The sequence below is a fragment of the Paenibacillus dendritiformis genome, assembly GCF_945605565.1.
GTDB lineage: Bacteria > Bacillota > Bacilli > Paenibacillales > Paenibacillaceae > Paenibacillus_B > Paenibacillus_B dendritiformis_A.
The window spans coordinates 737975-753984 of record NZ_OX216966.1 but is presented as its reverse complement, the minus strand read 5'-3'; the positions used below and the strand labels follow the sequence as shown (position 1 = coordinate 753984).

General features: G+C 53.4%; 16 protein-coding genes and 1 riboswitch. Of the genes, 7 read left to right on the top strand and 9 right to left on the bottom strand.

All coding sequences use genetic code 11. The features are described from left to right. Positions 1-490 precede the first annotated feature (490 nt). Entirely contained in the window at positions 491-991 is a 501-nt protein-coding gene (locus NNL35_RS03285; RefSeq protein ID WP_006677208.1) for a YwhD family protein, read from the bottom strand. Positions 992-1129: 138 nt separating this feature from the next. Between NNL35_RS03285 and NNL35_RS03280 the strand changes: the two genes are divergently transcribed. The 3 genes from NNL35_RS03280 to NNL35_RS03270 all read left to right on the top strand — a co-directional run bounded on the left by NNL35_RS03280 (position 1130) and on the right by NNL35_RS03270 (position 4795). Further along, positions 1130-3106 (top strand): M1 family metallopeptidase, encoded by a 1977-nt coding sequence (locus tag NNL35_RS03280; RefSeq protein ID WP_006677209.1) that lies wholly within the window; start codon positions 1130-1132, stop codon positions 3104-3106. Between the two features lie 5 nt (positions 3107-3111). Further along, a complete protein-coding gene (locus NNL35_RS03275) occupies positions 3112-3933 on the top strand; it encodes a hypothetical protein (RefSeq protein ID WP_006677210.1) in 822 nt (273 codons plus the stop codon). 238 nt (positions 3934-4171) lie between these two features. Next, a riboswitch (cyclic di-AMP (ydaO/yuaA leader) is annotated at positions 4172-4318 on the top strand. Between the two features lie 3 nt (positions 4319-4321). Beyond that, complete coding sequence (locus NNL35_RS03270) at positions 4322-4795, top strand: C40 family peptidase (protein ID WP_006677211.1); 474 nt, start codon at positions 4322-4324, stop codon at positions 4793-4795. Between the two features lie 325 nt (positions 4796-5120). Here the strand turns inward: NNL35_RS03270 and NNL35_RS03265 are convergent, their stop codons facing one another. Continuing rightward, positions 5121-5528, bottom strand: coding sequence for a hypothetical protein (locus NNL35_RS03265; RefSeq protein ID WP_006677212.1), 408 nt, complete (start codon positions 5526-5528; stop codon positions 5121-5123). Positions 5529-5631: 103 nt separating this feature from the next. Further along, positions 5632-6678, bottom strand: coding sequence for a DUF4097 family beta strand repeat-containing protein (locus NNL35_RS03260; RefSeq protein WP_006677213.1), 1047 nt, complete (start codon positions 6676-6678; stop codon positions 5632-5634). Between the two features lie 133 nt (positions 6679-6811). On the opposite strand from NNL35_RS03260, the gene NNL35_RS03255 reads away from it, so the two are divergent. Then, complete coding sequence (locus tag NNL35_RS03255) at positions 6812-6964, top strand: hypothetical protein (protein ID WP_158000450.1); 153 nt, start codon at positions 6812-6814, stop codon at positions 6962-6964. Positions 6965-7160: 196 nt separating this feature from the next. On the opposite strand, the gene NNL35_RS03250 is transcribed toward NNL35_RS03255, so the two are convergent. The 3 genes from NNL35_RS03250 to NNL35_RS03240 all read right to left on the bottom strand — a co-directional run bounded on the left by NNL35_RS03250 (position 7161) and on the right by NNL35_RS03240 (position 9367). Beyond that, the gene (locus NNL35_RS03250; RefSeq protein WP_006677214.1) at positions 7161-8054 is read right to left on the bottom strand and encodes an effector binding domain-containing protein; all 894 of its coding nucleotides are present in this window, start codon (positions 8052-8054) and stop codon (positions 7161-7163) included. 193 nt (positions 8055-8247) lie between these two features. Further along, on the bottom strand, positions 8248-8562 hold the full coding sequence (locus NNL35_RS03245) for a hypothetical protein (RefSeq protein ID WP_138985632.1): 315 nt from the start codon (positions 8560-8562) through the stop codon (positions 8248-8250). A gap of 10 nt (positions 8563-8572) precedes the next feature. Next, a complete protein-coding gene (locus NNL35_RS03240; protein WP_006677215.1) occupies positions 8573-9367 on the bottom strand; it encodes an exodeoxyribonuclease III in 795 nt (264 codons plus the stop codon). A 238-nt stretch (positions 9368-9605) separates the two neighbouring features. On the opposite strand from NNL35_RS03240, the gene NNL35_RS03235 reads away from it, so the two are divergent. Beyond that, positions 9606-10403, top strand: a complete 798-nt coding sequence (locus NNL35_RS03235) for an alpha/beta fold hydrolase (RefSeq protein WP_006677216.1) — start codon at positions 9606-9608, stop codon at positions 10401-10403. Positions 10404-10486: 83 nt separating this feature from the next. Here the strand turns inward: NNL35_RS03235 and NNL35_RS03230 are convergent, their stop codons facing one another. Next, positions 10487-11542 carry a PsbP-related protein gene (locus NNL35_RS03230; protein ID WP_006677217.1) on the bottom strand — a complete coding sequence of 352 codons (1056 nt, stop codon included), beginning with the start codon at positions 11540-11542 and terminating at the stop codon, positions 10487-10489. Between the two features lie 205 nt (positions 11543-11747). Then, positions 11748-12854, bottom strand: a complete 1107-nt coding sequence (locus NNL35_RS03225) for a PsbP-related protein (protein ID WP_006677218.1) — start codon at positions 12852-12854, stop codon at positions 11748-11750. Positions 12855-13065: 211 nt separating this feature from the next. Here NNL35_RS03225 and NNL35_RS03220 point away from each other — a divergent pair, with 211 nt between their 5' ends. After that, positions 13066-13662, top strand: coding sequence for a hypothetical protein (locus tag NNL35_RS03220; RefSeq protein ID WP_006677219.1), 597 nt, complete (start codon positions 13066-13068; stop codon positions 13660-13662). 86 nt (positions 13663-13748) lie between these two features. Here NNL35_RS03220 and ytxJ read toward each other — a convergent pair whose 3' ends face one another. Further along, on the bottom strand, positions 13749-14087 hold the full coding sequence (gene ytxJ, locus NNL35_RS03215) for a bacillithiol system redox-active protein YtxJ (RefSeq protein ID WP_006677220.1): 339 nt from the start codon (positions 14085-14087) through the stop codon (positions 13749-13751). A 252-nt stretch (positions 14088-14339) separates the two neighbouring features. Here ytxJ and NNL35_RS03210 point away from each other — a divergent pair, with 252 nt between their 5' ends. After that, positions 14340-15983 (top strand): helix-turn-helix domain-containing protein, encoded by a 1644-nt coding sequence (locus tag NNL35_RS03210; RefSeq protein ID WP_006677221.1) that lies wholly within the window; start codon positions 14340-14342, stop codon positions 15981-15983. The last annotated feature ends 27 nt before the right edge of the window (positions 15984-16010 follow it).

Sequence of the window (16010 nt, the reverse complement as noted above, 5' to 3'; positions counted from 1 at the left end):
CAATCTCATTGAGGAATTTACACATAAATTTGGACTTGACCTCATTGAGCCGAAATTCCTGTAAAATAGCAGCAATTCCCTCCACACGTTCAAGCCCCAGGAGGCAATGATGCTTCCTGAAGGCGATGATGCCCCCAGGATCCAACGCGGTCTCTTGGATCCCGTAAAATCAGGCCGTTGAGAAGTCTATGGGAATTTTAGCCACTTCATTTTTATAGAGTGGAGCTCGACTCTCAGTAGAAAACATTCTGATTGCCAAGTTTTGATTGTGTTCATGGACATCTCCACCCCTTCGTAAAAAACGGGGGTTTTCCAACGGCCTGATAATTGCAGGATTCTTTGCCTAACGGAGAGATACAGAGGAAAAATGGTGCAGTCATGCAGGATCTGCGGAGGTGCTTCAGGCAAGCAGGGCAACGCTTCTCCTTCCCCGCAGCACACAAAAAGACCTGTTCCCTCAAGCATGCAGGGATACAGGTCTTCTTCTCATTTATGCCAGCTTCGACTTCAATTCCTCGGATGAACGCTCCCACCATTCCGCATTATGCGTCATCAGCAGCTCGCGCAGCGCCGCCTTCTCTTCCGCGGCAAGTCCATCCACAATGATGCGGCGCTTCATCGCGTAATCCATATTGTTCACATGGTCGGCGAGAATCTTCCAGCCACGTCTTGCCTCCGTATCGATGAGCATCTCGCAGGCCGTGACTCCTCCATAGGATGTTCCTTCCGCCGTCCGATCGACTGCGACCCACACGATCCAGCAGCGGCGGCCATTCGGCACATCCTCGCGGTTCGGGGAAAACTTGATGCCCCGCTCCACCTTGCTCTTCGCATGCATGGCCCCCATATCGATGTATGCCCGGCCTTCGTCAATAATGACCGGAGAGACATTGTTCAAATCGATGCTGCCGGCGCCAAATCCTTTATGCTTAGTACCGCTCACGACATTGAGCGCGAGGGGCTTCTTCATCTTCTTATCGGAAGATTCCATTCCGCACACTCCTTCCTCACCCGATGCTCCTGACTGCGGAGAGGCCGGGTATCAAAATCATTTTCATTTTAGCTAATATTCCGCAAAAAGCCAACATATACATGCCATAGATGCTTGTCAACGGGAGGTAAGAATCGTATGACCCGACGCAAAAATTATCGCCCACTGCTCTGGATCGCCGCACTTCTCATCGTAAGCTCCGTCTTGTATGTCCGCTTCTGGCCTTCTGAGTCGGTCCCTTCCCTCGGTTCGGACATGCCGAAGAACATCGCTATGGAGCCCGTTACTCCACAGAACGTCGAGTCTCCAGCTGCAGAAGTGCTCAGTGAACGTATCGCTGAATATCATATCAATGTCAGATTGGACGAGTCCGCTCATCTGCTGCAAGGCGCCCAGACCGTATCGTGGCTCAACCCGGGCAAAAAAACGGTGAACGAGCTCTACTTCCATCTGTATCCGAATGCATTCGAGTCCCAGGATACGACCTTCATGCGGGAGTCGGGCGGCAGGCTGCGGGAAGACCCCATGCCGGCGGACGGATATGGCGGCATAAGCTTGACGGCGCTGGAGACGACCGACGGATTGTCCTTAATGAACCGAATTGAATATGTCCAGCCCGATGACGGCAATGCCAAGGACAAGACGCTTATGAAAATTCGGCTTCCTCAGCCGGTCAAGAGCTACGAAAGGATTACGCTCACCATGAAATTCGAAGTGAAGCTGCCCAAAGTATTCGCCCGCATGGGGTATGCGGAGGATTTCGTCATGGCCGGCCAATGGTTCCCCAAGCTGGCAGCTTATGAGAAGGTCGGGGTAAGGGGCCGTTCGGCAGAAGGCTGGAATCTGCACCAATACCACGGCAACTCCGAGTTTTACGCCAATTATGGCATTTACAGCGTCAAGATTCAGGTTCCCGACACGTATACCGTCGCAGCGACCGGCTTCCCTACGAAGACGCCGGTGCTGGAGAACGGCCGCAAGACGTATCAGTTCTACGCGGATGATGTTCATGACTTCGCGTGGGCCGCCTCGCCGAACTTCATCTATGTAGAGGAGCCGTTCTCATCGCCGAATGTACCGGGCGTGCGCATCAAGCTCTATCTCGATCCGAAGCATGAAAATTTAAAAGAACGATATCTGTATGCAGCGAAGGCGGCGCTCTCCAAGTTCAGCGAATGGTACGGCTCGTATCCGTATTCGACCCTGTCCATTGTCGTGCCGCCCAAGGCGGCCAACGGCGCAGGCGGTATGGAATATCCTACGCTTGTCACTGCCTTCGGAGCGGAAGACGACAGTCCAGGCTACAATCTGGAACGAACCGTCGTTCATGAGATCGGCCACCAATATTTCTACGGGCTGCTCGCCTCCAATGAATTCGAGGAAGCGTGGCTGGACGAGGGCTTCACCTCCTATGCCGAAGACAAGCTGATGGAGCATGAATTCGGGGTCGCGCCGAATCTGGCCATAGAAGGGAGCTATATTACGGATCCGGCTCCGCTCAAGCTGGCGGCGTGGGAATACAAAGGCCACAGACATTATGCCGAGAATGTGTACATGCGTTCCAAGCTAGTCCTGCTCGCCATCGAGAAGCAGGTCGGCGAAAAGACGATGCGCCGCATCATGCGGACGTACACGCAGAAATACCGCTTCAAGCATCCGACGACCTCAGATTTCCAGCGTGTCGTCGAGCAGGTCACCGAGCGGAAGTGGACCGATTTCTTCAATCAATATGTTTACGGGAACCAGATGGCGGACTTCGCTGTCGAGGGGATCGACACCCGCCTCGTGGACAGCGAGGGAGCCCCCCGCTACGAGGCCACGGTTCACATCGTGAAAAAGGGCGCCGATTATCCGAGCGTGCCGATTGTATTCCACTTCGCGGACGGCACCAGCACCCGCAAGGTGTGGAACGGAGACGGCGAACGGATGCAATACCGGATCAACCATACGGCGCCGCTGGACTGGGTCATGATCGACCCGCTCTATACGATTGTCGTGGAGAATAAGCATATCAACAATTATATGAAGGCGCATGTGGAGGAGCCCGTCCGCACCCGCGTCAATCTGTCCATCGTCAAATTGCTTGAAATGATCTCGAGCGCAGTGGGGTGGTGAATCGAATGAAAGCCTATATGAGCCATGGTCTGTCCTGGGTGAAGGAGCATATCTATATCGCAGTCATCCTCTTCTTATATCAATTATTATGGGGCTTCTTCGTCTATCGCTTCATTGACGGCACGGTGCTCCCCGTCCTGCAGCGGTACCCCGATCCCGCGCCGACCGAGATGACGGCACGGCTGTTCCTGGCGGAGAGCCAGTTCCATCTGATGAAGACGAACGATTACATGCCCTTTCTGTGGACGTTGGCCGCCTTTATCTTCATCCGTCTGCTGCTGACGCCATTTATTCGAGCCGGCGTATTCTATTCTATGGCCCGGCAATCCGGGTCGGGGCTGGCTTTTTTCGAAGGAATCAAATCGATCTGGAAGCCTATGCTGCTCCTCTACTGGGTTGAGACCGTGCTTATCGCGCTTCCTGCCTACTGGTTCATCCCGCATGCCGTGCGTCAGTTCGCAGACCGTCCGACGCTGGCGGCCGTGATGACCGACATCGTGCCATACGCTGCCTTGTGGCTGCTTGGCGCGTGGGTTGTCCGCCAGTTGTTCCTGTCGATGCAGTTCGGGGCCGCCTCGGAGCTCTCTATCCTGCATGCCCTCCTGCAAGGGATTCGACGCATGGCTCCGCTGCTGGGCTTGTCTGCCATTTTCGCCGGCATCGCCCTGCTGTCCGGTCTTCTATTCACCGCAGCGGCCATGTTGTGGACGGGGCTGACGGCGCTCATACTGCAGCAGGCGTTCCCTGCTGTCCGCACGCTGCTCCAATTATGGGGGTTGTCCTCTCGTTATTCGGTATGGCAGCAATCGGGAACGGAAGACAAATAAGGCGGGAAAAGAGGCTATTTCTGTCCGATAGAGGTTCATCCTTGCCCTGAATTCCACAAAACTTGTCCATTTCGTCACGCCGTGGCGATCCGGGCAAGTTTTTTTGGTATTTATGGACAAAAAGTATTTGTCAAAGCGAAAAAGGTCTGTTACAATAAGTCGTAGATTTATTACAACTTTGTCATGAAAGCGGCAATATCTCTTGCATTTTTGTTACATATCATTGAACCTGAATCTTAGACAAAGAATGCCGAATTTCCGGATGCCCGGAAAGCGGGGGAACCAGTTTTTTGGGTGAATTGATCTCATTCGCTACGATCAGAGATCATAGGGGACCTTCAACCGAACCCTTCAGCTAACCTCGCAGGCAAGGAAGGGGCTTTATCATTTGAAGAAGAAGCTGGTAACTGCTGCATTGGGGCTTGGCCTCCTGTTCTCTTTCAGTGCAGGAAGCGCTTTTGCAGCCACGAAGATGGATTCTACGATTGACGATTTGATGGGTATTTCTTACAAGTATGGCGGAACGACAACCGATGGCTTCGACTGTTCTGGCTTCACTAGTTACGTATTCGAAAAATTCAGCATCGATCTGCCGCGCTCATCCTCTTCCCAATTCGAAGTCGGCGAGAAGGTTAGCAAGAGCGATCTTCGTCCTGGCGACTTGGTCTTTTTTGACACAAGCGGAGGCAATGGCGTATCGCATGTCGGCATTTACGTTGGCGACGGCAAGTTCGCCCATGCTTCTACGAACAAAGGCACGCGCATTGATGAGTTGAGCATGGACTATTATGAGAAGCGTTATGTTGGTGCCCGCCGCGTCATGAGCGAGAAGCAATACACCTCCTACGCTACAGAACAATAGGATCGCAATCATTTTTATATGTTGGTTACCTAACCCGATGGGAAGCGAATCTTCGCTGCTTATCGGGTTTTTACATTGCCCGGACTATAAATCATATGCTCACGGCCCCGGACGCGTTCTGGTTATTTGTCAATAGAAAATGAAACCTATCAAAGATTTACCCCGTTTTAACCGCAACAGGAACTCGATCTTGAATAAGGATGAGACCAGGCGCCCGCTCCTTCAAGAAAGGATACAGACTGCCTTGTCAAGCAAGGCAGTCTGCTCGGGCCGAACAGAGCTCTTGGTTACTCTCCTGCTCGTCTATCTTCAGCATAACCGGCAATCATTCGCCATGACGTTCCATATTGCGATGTTTCTCGTGGAACAGTCTGCCTTCTTTACCCAACTTTTCCCTCAACTCTTGTCGAATCTGCTTGCTGGTCTTTCCTTCCGTCGCAATGCCATGCTTCTTTGCAAGCAACTGTATTTTTTTCTCGTGCAGCGATTTCATCTGCTGCCGCAATTCTTGCATCTGTGTCTTAATCTGCTCCAATTCCTTATCCGTATCGGCCGCTTCCCGGGAAGTGCCCTTGTCCGCCGCGTTCGCCGGCTGTTCGGTATCCGACACGACCTGTCCGGAAGGCTGCCATTGGGCCGCTTCATTGGCGCTTCCCGCTTCTGCCGCGGCCGGAGAGGCGAGCAGCAGAAGCATGAGGGTCGTCCATGCTGCTACGGCTGGAGTCCGCTTCATAAGTATCCACCTCCTTATGCCGAAGTTGGTACTAGTATGTTCATCCAACCTGAAACAAAACTGAAAACAAACTAAAACTTTGTTCAGGTCGAATAGGAAGCGGCTAGTTGCCCAGTGTAAATTCTCCGGAACGAGTCCGGACCTTCAGCATGGTTCCACCATTGCCGAATGCGCCCCGTACCGTATGGTCATTCTTGTCCTGTTCCTCATAGCGCATGCCGTCCCAACGGATGCGGCCGCTGCCCGAGCCTCCACTGAAGTCCACCGCCAAATCTGAAGGCGCCTTGGCCAGGTTGACTGTTACATTGCCGCTGGACGCCTTCAGATCCGCATCGTACCGCAGCTCATCCGCTTCAATCGTAATGTTGCCGGAGCCCGATTCGCCGTTCAGCTTTGCATGTCCGTCCGACAATCTCGCATTTCCGCTGATCGTACGGAAGTTCAACACGTTGGACTCATACTTCTCCACTCGAAGGTTGCCGGAGGAAGCGATGGCTTCCATCTCAACCGCTTCGATATCTTGGATGCGGATATTGCCGCTCTTCGTCTGAACCGTGAAGGATTCGGCATGGATGTCCCCCGTCGTAATATCTCCCGATCCGGCCTGCAGCGCGGCGGTCCGCGCCTCGATCCCGTTCATGCGGATATTTCCGCTTCCCGTATTTACCTCTATTAAGGCGCTGTTGAGACGTTCCGCATCGACATTGCCGCTCCCTACCGCGACTTGAAGCCCGTTCCATTGCCGTTCAGGCAGTTCAACCGTCAGTTGGACATCGAAAATATGAACGCCGAAATTCACGCCGTCGGGCAGCTGAACGCTCACTTGGAGCGTTTCTCCCTGAGGAGTCACCTGCAAGCTGATGCTGTCCGCATCATTGCTGCTGACCCTGCCATGAAGCCGCACGGCAATATCGTCCGCGCTGCCGGGCATCAGCTGCACATCCACGCTTCCGGTCTCGACGGCTACATTTTTAATCCCGGCCGCATCAACCGACTTCTCGATATGTACCTCCTTGGTCGCCGTGTTGAGCAGACTGTCTCCCGCCTGTGAGAGCCATTCGCCAGGCTTACCCGCCATAGCAGGATTGAACATGAACACGACTCCGATGATCCCGGCAATGATTAACAATACCCCGATAACTTTTCTCATATCTCTTCTCCTATAATCGCCCGTTTTTAGATGAACACCCAGTCCGCCTGATTGGTCTGCTTCAGTATATCACGCTGAGCCGCATCCATCTCCGGTCCGACGAAGTAAACGAAACCCGACTTAGGTCCAGTTCATGGAAACAGATGGGCCGCCGATAAACGCCGTCAAGTTCGGCATTCTCCTGCTAGGACCGGTCATTATGGGCTGGAGAAGAAAAGAAGAGAAGCAAGAAGAGGCTGCAGCCGCTCCGGCGGAGGACGGCACTGCCATGTCCGACAAGACCTAATCGAGCCCTACTCCCCTGTTCACGATAACCGTCTGTCAGCTTCGTCTGGCCGATCCCTATACCCGCCAAGTACCGGGAGGGTTTACGAATGAGGTGTGATTTGTCATCTCTCAAATAAGAAGCGCCGCCCCCGGCGGCGCGGTCCCGATACGTTCAGCGGCGGAGCTCCCTGCTCCGCCGCTGCTTCATATCCCGGTTACTTCCGATCCTCCCCGCTGCATATCGGTATATAGATTTTGATTCTCATCTCGTCCGGATAGGAAGACTTCATCACATCCGTCACCTCGAAATCGGGCCCCTCCCTGCGGTCATAGTTCGACTGGGGAAGCCAGGTGCCGTAAATATAATCCCGAATCTCCTGTACCGTATGCGCCGGCCCATATGCCTTGAACTCCGCATAGGTCCCTGCCGGAAGCTGCATATGAACATAACCAGGCTCCAATTGGCCGGCATCGATGCCGGGCTGGACCTCCTCCCCGACTACGAATGTAAACTCGCCGCTGTCCCCGAACTCGCAGGAAACGCCATACGCCATGTTGGGCGCCGCCGGGTCGGGAATACGCGCATAGCGCTGACATTCTCCGAACTCCCGGTAGAAGTCCGGAATCTCCACATAGTGCCGGTCATCATTCAAGGTCGTCCGGTATGCATATCCTACAATCTCCTTGGCAGGCAAGTCTGCAATGGTCGGCTTCATCAAAGCATCATTCCCCTTTCGGCTTGACGGATCGTCAATGAAATTTATTTTTTCCTGGCGCGAACAGGCCAGATCCGCCTTACGGTACTTCCCCGGCGATATACCGAAACAGTTCTCGAAGGCGCGGGTAAATGACTCCTGAGACTTGTACTGATAGGCAAGAGCAATCTCGAGAATGCTCTGGCCGTTGCTTCTCAGCACCTGGGCCGCTTCAGACAATCTCCGCTTGCGGATGTACTCCTGAACCGTGAAGCCGGAGATGGCCCGGAACATGCGCTGGAAATGAAACGGCGAGTACCACGCTTGGGCGGCGATGTCGGCAATGTGCAGCTCTTCTTGGAGATGGCCTTCAATATACTCGATCGCCGCTTGAATTCTTCGATAGTCGTTCATCTCATCCTCTACCCTCTGTTCGTTTTTCTACTGTCATTATGCCGTATTTCGGTGCCGATTTCTTGATAATCCGTGCGGGATATCCGAGGGCTCAAAAAGGAGTTCGTATGTTGGATTGAGGCTGCCTTGTTCGGCTTTTTGTGCAGGCGTTGCGGCTAGTGTGGCCCGGGAGCACGCCCTTTTCGATCAAATGTCAAAAAATCCGGCAAAAACGCAGCTTTTTACCGACATCGTAACGAAGAAGAGAAGCCTGCAAATCGACATCAATTTTGGGCCATTTCTGTTCAAATTGTAAGACTGACGGATGAAAGCTGCCGTTGTGCAGGAATTCTATCGCATGCGCCAGCCAAAGCGAGAAATTGCTGTAAATTCGCAGGAATCGAGTCGCAGATAATGCGAGGCTCGTGATCCGCATACCGAATACGGCTGCTCGACATACTCCACAGAACAGCGGCAGCATCGCAATCACACCAGCATGAAAAAAACCGCAGCTTTCAAGCTGCGGCACATCTGTATCATCAAGAATTATGTTCGCCTCGCTTCGGCGACTCCACCGGGAGATCCTCCATCTCCAGAATGACGGGGCAGTGATCGCTGCCGGTAATAGCCGCATCAATCTCCGCATCCTTGATATATTCCTTCAAGCGGGCGGAGACAAGGAAATAATCAATCCGCCAGCCAATATTCCGTTCCCGTACCTTCGGCATGAACGACCACCATGTATAAGCGTCCGTACGGTCCGGATAGCGATGCCGGAACGTATCGGTAAATCCGGCATCCAGCAGCCGGGTCATCTTGTCCCGCTCTTCCGGAGTGAAGCCGGAGTTGCCATGGTTCGACTTCGCATTCTTCAGATCCATCTCCTGATGAGCCACGTTCAAATCGCCGCACACGATAACCGGCTTGCGGGCATCCAGCTCCTGCAAGTAGCGGCGGAAGCGCTCCTCCCACTCCAGCCGGTATTCCAGCCGGGACAGATCGCGCTTCGCGTTGGGCGTATACACCGTAACGAGATAGAAGGACTCGAATTCCAGCGTAATCATCCGTCCCTCCGGTTCTCTGTCCTCCTCCATGCCGTAGCGTACCGAGAGAGGCTCGATTCTCGTAAAGACGGCGGTGCCGGAGTACCCTTTTTTCTCCGCATAATTCCAATACTGCCGGTACGACTCGCCCAGCTCCAGGCAGATCTGCCCCTCCTGCAGCTTCGTCTCCTGCACGCAAAAAATATCGGCATCGCTTGCCTTGAAATAATCGATAAACCCTTTATTGACGCAGGCCCGCAGACCGTTGACGTTCCACGAAATCAGCTTCATCCTCTTGTTCTCCTTACTATAGCCTCGTTTTGTTACTGCTAGTGTATCATAGTTGTCCGGCTCGAAGGGAGAGAGCTCCACAGACATTCGCGATTTTGAAAAATTTGTTTGCCGTGGCGTTTACCCCTATTATAATCTGCTGGTGAAAGGTGTTCTCGGCGCTCCACTAGGGCGGGATGGCAAGGGTACGAGGGAACGTTACGCAGATGCTCGCATGAAGAGAAGGAGGGGAAAATCAATGAGACTTGCTGACCAGCGTGTCATCGATGGGGTTGCTTTTCGTCTTGGCGTTGAAGGGGAAGGAGAGCCCGTCCTGCTGCTGCACGGCGGCTACAGCAATCTGTCCGTCTGGGATGACCACACGGAAGCGTTCGCGGCACAGTACAAGGTTATTCGCTATGACCAGCGCGGCTACGGCATGAGCGATGAACCAACCGGGCCGTTCTCGTATTATGAGGACATTCGAGCCGTACTAGACTATTGCGGGGTATTCTCCGCCCATATCGTCGCCTCTTCGTTCGGAGGCGCGGCGGCCATCGACTTCACGCTGCAATATCCGGACCGCGTCAATAAGCTGATTCTCGTCGGGCCATCCGTTCATGGCGCATCCTATCCGTTCCGCCTGACTTGGGAAGGCCTGATGGATTTTTTGCGGGTCCGGCGGCTGGGCATCGAAGCGGCTGGGGAAATTTTTATGAACAAAAAATTCTGGAGCTACTTGGTGCCGCGCGAGGAAAGCCGGAAGCAGCAGTTCAAACGGCTGTACATCGGCAACGCTGGATTCTACCGCAGCAAGCCCTCCCTTCACCGGCCGCTTCTCCCGCATGCGATTCGCCGCCTGGAAGAGATTCGCACCCCGACGCTCATTATCGAGGCCGAGTTCGATCTGCCGTTCAATAAACGGGTATGCCATATTCTATATGACCGAATCGAAGGTGCACGCCTCGTCAAAATGGACAACTGCGGCCATTATCCGCATTTGGAGTCGCCGGCTGAATTTACGAGTATCGTGATGGATTTTTTGGATGAGACATAGGGAAATGTTGATGCATGAAGGCCGGGAATCTCCTCACGGAGAAACCCGGCCAACCGATTCGCTGGCACTCTTACAGGCAGCTGTTAGGAATCATGCTCCTTATAGGAAGCCGCGGCCTCGATGAAGCTCTCGCGCTTCTTCTCGATGTTCGACTGGGTTGTCCAGAAGATCGCCTGTGTGAACTGCTGCGGCGATTCAATCAGCGTAATGAGCATCGCGATTTTTTCTTTGTCCTCCGAGACGCCCTGAATCTCGAACTGCAGGGCTGACAGGCCGTTAATTTCCACGTTTCTTGGCTCTTCTACTGGCCCTCCCGGCATGAACTCGCTAAAGTTAAGCTCGTACACCAGGTCATAGTAATCTTCGAGCGTCTCTATCTCCCCCATCTCCTCGCGTGCGTCCGGGATGACGATGACGAATTCCTTCTCCGCAGGATAGTAAGCGGAGATCTCAGCATCCGGATTCATTGGATATACCATCCAGTTGGACGTAAGCGTCAGCTCCATCCTCTTATCGGCGCTCTGGAACACGCTCGGTTTTTCCGGATCGCTGGCTTCTGCCTCAGCGGCGCTTGGTGAGATAGCCTTGAACGACTGAATGCCTTTCTCGAATTCATCTTTATATCTGTCGAACTTGTATTCCTTCGCACAGAATACGAGTTGGTAGAAATAATCCCCCTTCTCCAATGTCGTAACAAGGAAACGGAGTTTTTCCTTCGTAGCATTTTTGTCAATGCCGCGGACTTCGATCTGCTTGGCTGCGTCAGAGCCGACGGTGACATCCCGGATCTCGAGCATTTCCATATCATCCATTGTAATCGTATCGAAGATGTTGATGGTCCGATTAACGATATCATCCACGGTTGTCCCGTCTTCCAGATCGGCCTTCGCCGTCCTCTTTACGATGACGAACCTGTCCTTGCTCTTGTGGTTAGCGGCGATCCGCGCCCTTTGACTGGACTCCTCATCCTGCCTCCAGCTGTCCGGCAAGGTCAGCTGCATGTTGCCATCGAGGCTGGTGAATGTTGTGCCCTTTGGCGCAGATGTCTCCGCCTCGTTCTGCGAGCCGCCGCCGCATCCGGCCGCCAGCACGGCCGCGATCATGACCGCCGCTGCGGCCTTATACCATTGTCTACTCATCGTTTCCCTTTTACCCTTCTTTCTGTCTCTCTAGCGAACGCATACCCACAAATAACTAGGACCTTGGCACGAACATCGGGCCAGGAGTTCACCCAGCCACCGGGAACGGGGGGAAATCTCCACCGAGGCATCAGAAGCAAGAAGACCAGGTCTCTCCTCACGGGAACTCCCAGCCTTGATGTTCGTAACTGTCATCATGTATGGATTACTGGGCGTGCTCCTTATAGGAAGCCGCGGCCTCGATGAAGCGCTCGCGCTTCTGCTCGATTTTCGACTGAATTGTCCAGAAAACCACCTGCGTGAACTGCTCCGGCGATTCGATCAGCGTAATGAGCATCGCGATTTTAGTTTTGTCCTCTGAGACCCATTGGATCTCGAACTGCAATGCAGGCAAGCCGTTGATTGCCACGCTCTTCGGCTCGACAGACCCCTCTGGCGCAAGCTCGCTATAGCTCCGCTCATACAGCAGGTCATAGTAGTCTTCGAGGGTCTGGATATCTCCCATCTCCTCGCGCGCGTCAGAGACGACGATGACGAATTCATTGCCCGCAGGATAGAAGGCGGATATCTCGGCATCTTCGTTTAACGGGTACGCCAACCAATTGGCCGTCAGCGTCAGCTCCATCCGGCTGTCGGCGCTTTTGAACACTTTCGGCTTTGCCGGGGCTGTGGCCGCCGCTTCCGAATCGCTCGCTTTCAGCACCTTGAATGTCTGTGTGGCCTGTTCAAATTCCTCCTTATATTTGTCGAACTTGATGTCTTCCGTCCAGAATGTGATCTGGTAGAAATAGTCCCCCTTCTCCAAGGCTGTAACGAGATAACGGTTTTTCTTTTTCGTGCCGTTTTTGGCGAGGCCGCGGAATTCCAGCTGCTTGGCTGCGTCAGGCCCAACGGTGGCATCCCGGATTTCAATAACTTCCATCTCATCTATCTTCACATCATCGAAGTTCGTGATTATCCACTCGATAATATCGTCCAACGTCGCCGCGTCCTCCAAATCAGCCTTCGGCACCTTGCTCGCGACGGCCAACCTGCTCTGGCTCCTATGGTAGGCAGCAAAGGGCACGATATTGTTGATCTCATCATCCTGTCTCCAGGTGCTTGGCAAGGTCAATTGCATCGTGCCGTCGAGGCTGGTGAACGTTTTCTTCTTCGGCGCGGATTTCTCCGCGGTGGGTTGAGAGGACGTACTATCGGCTCCTTCCTGCTTGCTGTCCGAGCTGTTCTGTGACCCGCTACCGTTGCCACATCCGGTGACCAGCATGGACCCGATGACTACTGCCATTGCGATCTTGTGCCACTGCCATTTCATCGTTTCTCTTTTACCCTCTTTCTCTCTATACGAGTGCTATACTAGGATGGAATGATCATCCACAATTTCCCTTCCTTGAATATCATCGGCGACTCCCCCAGATTTCTTTAGGAGCAAGGTTTTTTTTCGGCTGGTTCTCATACATATAAATATTAAAAATGCCGCCACGACGTAAGAAATGGGTTAAATAGTAAATCAAAGGTGATGTACGATGAAAAAGTTTAAAATCATCATTGTTCTTTTCGCTTTTCTTGTGAGTATGATTGCTGGCTGTACTGATAACAGGGAAAAAGAAACGGAAGAGAAGAGCATACATGTACTAGAGGATAGCTTAGAAGAGCTTTTGACAACATCCACAAATACGAAATATGGAAGTAATGTAGAAAATTTTCGCGTCGTAGATGTGAATGTCTTGGAGAAATCCTGGTTTGTGACCTTTCTTTTTGAAAAAGACAGTGTGAACTGGCATGCTGTTATGTATGCTGAAAAAATGCCCGATGATAACTATGAGCTAGGCTTTCTGGATGGAACGAAGCTAACGAATCATGACCCGATTAGCATATATAATATGGTTAGCGAAACGATATCTGACAACATAAAAAAAAGAATTCATATCGTAACGGGAAGCATCAATGATCATCGTGTCAATACAATCTATATTAGCTATCCTAATGGAGAGGTTTCTGGAATTAAGGTAGGAGCAAATCAAACCATCTATACAGAAATCGCAATAGGTATGGAAGGTTATCCCGCTTCGGTTACAGCCGTCTCCGACAATGGAGAAGTTCTATTCGAGAAAAAGTACTAGGTTGCGGCATGGTTCGTGTTCACCCATGATAGACAAGAAGCCCGCCCGGTCATCCGGAACGGGCTCCATTTTTTTTCATGGCCGCTTTAATCCAATACCGCCGCCATATGCTCGGTCGTTACCGCCCAATGGGAGGCCGTCCAGTATTTTTGCTTGTCTTTGACATAAATGATTTGCGGCGACTCATGCTTCACATCGAGATCCTCGGCAATCTGATTGGAGACGGGGCGGGACTCGATCACCTTGACGAGAACATAATCGATATCGCGGTTCGGATTGCCCTGCAAATACTGCTCGTACTCGTTCAGCGCATTCGAGCTTACGGGACAAGTGGTGCTATGCTTCAGCACGACAACCCCGCGCTCCGCCGATTGTTCCAACAGGTCTGCCCACTCGTCAGCTGTCGTAATCTCTTTCCATTCCATCGTTCGATCGCTCCTTTACCGTAGTCTTGCTGCCACTAGCGACTGGTTTTATGTGTTATAGACCTTTTATCACAAATTGCAGATATTCGCAAGACTCACCGTATGGGAGGCAGTCCGACTGAGCCACCCCACATGCATGGCATGGGTGATCCAATGGGGGAAAGCAACTTGCTCAGAGCGCCTCGCCAAGCAATCGAAGCATCTGGTATAATACACAATGAGAATGATTATCAATAATCAGGAGAGAGCATGATGCAAAAATCCCCCTCTGCTCGCATTGGGTTGACACTAGCCCTTGACTCCTTCTATATTCCTGTTCGCGTAACCGAATGGGGCGAACCAACTGGGGACGATGCCCTGGAGGCAGCAGCACCGCTATTCCGCATCCTCATCGTAAGCGGCGGGAACGGAATGCTCCGCATCAACGGGGTTCAGCATGAGCTGTCCCGGGGAAGCGCGGTGCTGTGCGACGCCGGGCCCTCGCTGGAGCTGCAGCCGAACCCGGATTCTCCGCTGCGGGGAATCTTGATCGATTACCGCGGCTTGACCGCCGGCGGTTCCGCTGCGAACGGCTTGAAGCACCCGGTGCCGCTGCACCGTTGTCCAGCCAAAGTCATCCAATTGGCGTGCGAGTTGGAACGTGCCTGGCGAGAGCCTCAGCCAGACAAGCCATTGCGGGCTCAACAGCTGTTCATCGAGCTGCTCGCAGAGCTGTACAGCGAATTGGAGAGTCGGCTGGAGCCGGCCAGCGACTGGGTGGAGCAAGCCCTGCATTATATGGAGAGCCGCTACAGCGACGACCTGACGCGGGAGCATATGGCTGCGCTGGCCCATGTCAGCCCGGAGCATTTTTCACGCACGTTCCGCAAGCGTACCGGACGAACCTTCAATGCCCATCTGACCCTGCTTCGAATTCGCAGCGCCCAACGCCGCCTCTTGACCGGTGCGCCGGATTTGACCACGCTGGCCCAGGAGGTAGGCTACAAGGACAGCTTTTATTTGAGCCGCAAATTCAAACAGGCGGTCGGGATATCCCCCACCGCCTATCAACGGAAGCGCAGACGAATTGCCGCGCTGAACCTCAACCATACCGCCAGCCTGCTGGCGCTCGATGTCATGCCCGAGCTGGGCGTCTACTCCTCGTGGCTCGAACAGATGCAGCTCGGAAGCAACCAGGCTATCGGGCCAAGGCTGAATCCTTATGGACATACTCGAGCCGCTTACTGCGAAGCGATCGCCGCCGCGAAGCCGGATGTGATCATCAACTACAGCACGGCGGAGGAGAACGGAAGCCTCCTTCCGGTAGCGCCGGTCCTCGGACTGCCGTTCAAGACGATGAACTGGCGCGAGCAGTTCTGCCTTATCGCCGACATTGCAGACAAGAGGCTCCAAGCCGAGCGCTGGCTGGCCCATTATGATGAACGGATTGGCAGGGGCAATCTTCTGCTTGATCGGGCGCTGGGCAGCCGGGGAACCGCGATCGTCTGGGAGATCGGTTCCCAGGCCGCGTACTGCTTCGGCAGCAGCTTCGGACGAGGATGCCACATCCTCTACGAGGATCTCGGCTTCCGTCCTCCCTCCCGGCTGCTGGAGCTGGACATCGCGACACGAGGATATATAGAAGCCGATATCGAATCGATCCCGTCCTTTACGGCCGATTATATTTTCATTGTCGCGCTGCCTTCCGCCCCAGGTTCCCGTCAGCGCATCCGGCGCTTATTCCAATCCTCAGAATGGCTGGATATGGATTCCGTCCGGAATCATCGGGTATATGTAATGAACCAGCCGGAATTGTTCTTCGGCTATGATCCGATCTCGTCGCAGGCTCAGCTGAGCGAGCTGCTTAGGGCGCTGACATCACAAAAATGCATGACCGGGCATCATTTCAAGGCATAGCCATCCCCCTTCCCTCGATGTATAGTG

Excerpts from the sequence above, each read along its gene's own strand:
- NNL35_RS03275 (WP_006677210.1), top strand. The coding sequence starts at position 3,112 with ATGAAAGCCTATATGAGCCATGGTCTGTCCTGGGTGAAGGAGCATATC.
- NNL35_RS03220 (WP_006677219.1), top strand. The coding sequence starts at position 13,066 with ATGAAAAAGTTTAAAATCATCATTGTTCTTTTCGCTTTTCTTGTGAGT.
- NNL35_RS03235 (WP_006677216.1), top strand. The coding sequence starts at position 9,606 with ATGAGACTTGCTGACCAGCGTGTCATCGATGGGGTTGCTTTTCGTCTT.
- NNL35_RS03230 (WP_006677217.1), bottom strand. The coding sequence starts at position 11,542 with ATGAGTAGACAATGGTATAAGGCCGCAGCGGCGGTCATGATCGCGGCC.
- ytxJ (WP_006677220.1), bottom strand. The coding sequence starts at position 14,087 with ATGGAATGGAAAGAGATTACGACAGCTGACGAGTGGGCAGACCTGTTG.
- NNL35_RS03250 (WP_006677214.1), bottom strand. The coding sequence starts at position 8,054 with ATGAACGACTATCGAAGAATTCAAGCGGCGATCGAGTATATTGAAGGC.
- NNL35_RS03265 (WP_006677212.1), bottom strand. The coding sequence starts at position 5,528 with ATGAAGCGGACTCCAGCCGTAGCAGCATGGACGACCCTCATGCTTCTG.
- NNL35_RS03280 (WP_006677209.1), top strand. The coding sequence starts at position 1,130 with ATGACCCGACGCAAAAATTATCGCCCACTGCTCTGGATCGCCGCACTT.
- NNL35_RS03240 (WP_006677215.1), bottom strand. The coding sequence starts at position 9,367 with ATGAAGCTGATTTCGTGGAACGTCAACGGTCTGCGGGCCTGCGTCAAT.
- NNL35_RS03285 (WP_006677208.1), bottom strand. The coding sequence starts at position 991 with ATGGAATCTTCCGATAAGAAGATGAAGAAGCCCCTCGCGCTCAATGTC.
- NNL35_RS03255 (WP_158000450.1), top strand. The coding sequence starts at position 6,812 with ATGGAAACAGATGGGCCGCCGATAAACGCCGTCAAGTTCGGCATTCTC.
- NNL35_RS03225 (WP_006677218.1), bottom strand. The coding sequence starts at position 12,854 with ATGAAATGGCAGTGGCACAAGATCGCAATGGCAGTAGTCATCGGGTCC.
- NNL35_RS03210 (WP_006677221.1), top strand. The coding sequence starts at position 14,340 with ATGCAAAAATCCCCCTCTGCTCGCATTGGGTTGACACTAGCCCTTGAC.
- NNL35_RS03260 (WP_006677213.1), bottom strand. The coding sequence starts at position 6,678 with ATGAGAAAAGTTATCGGGGTATTGTTAATCATTGCCGGGATCATCGGA.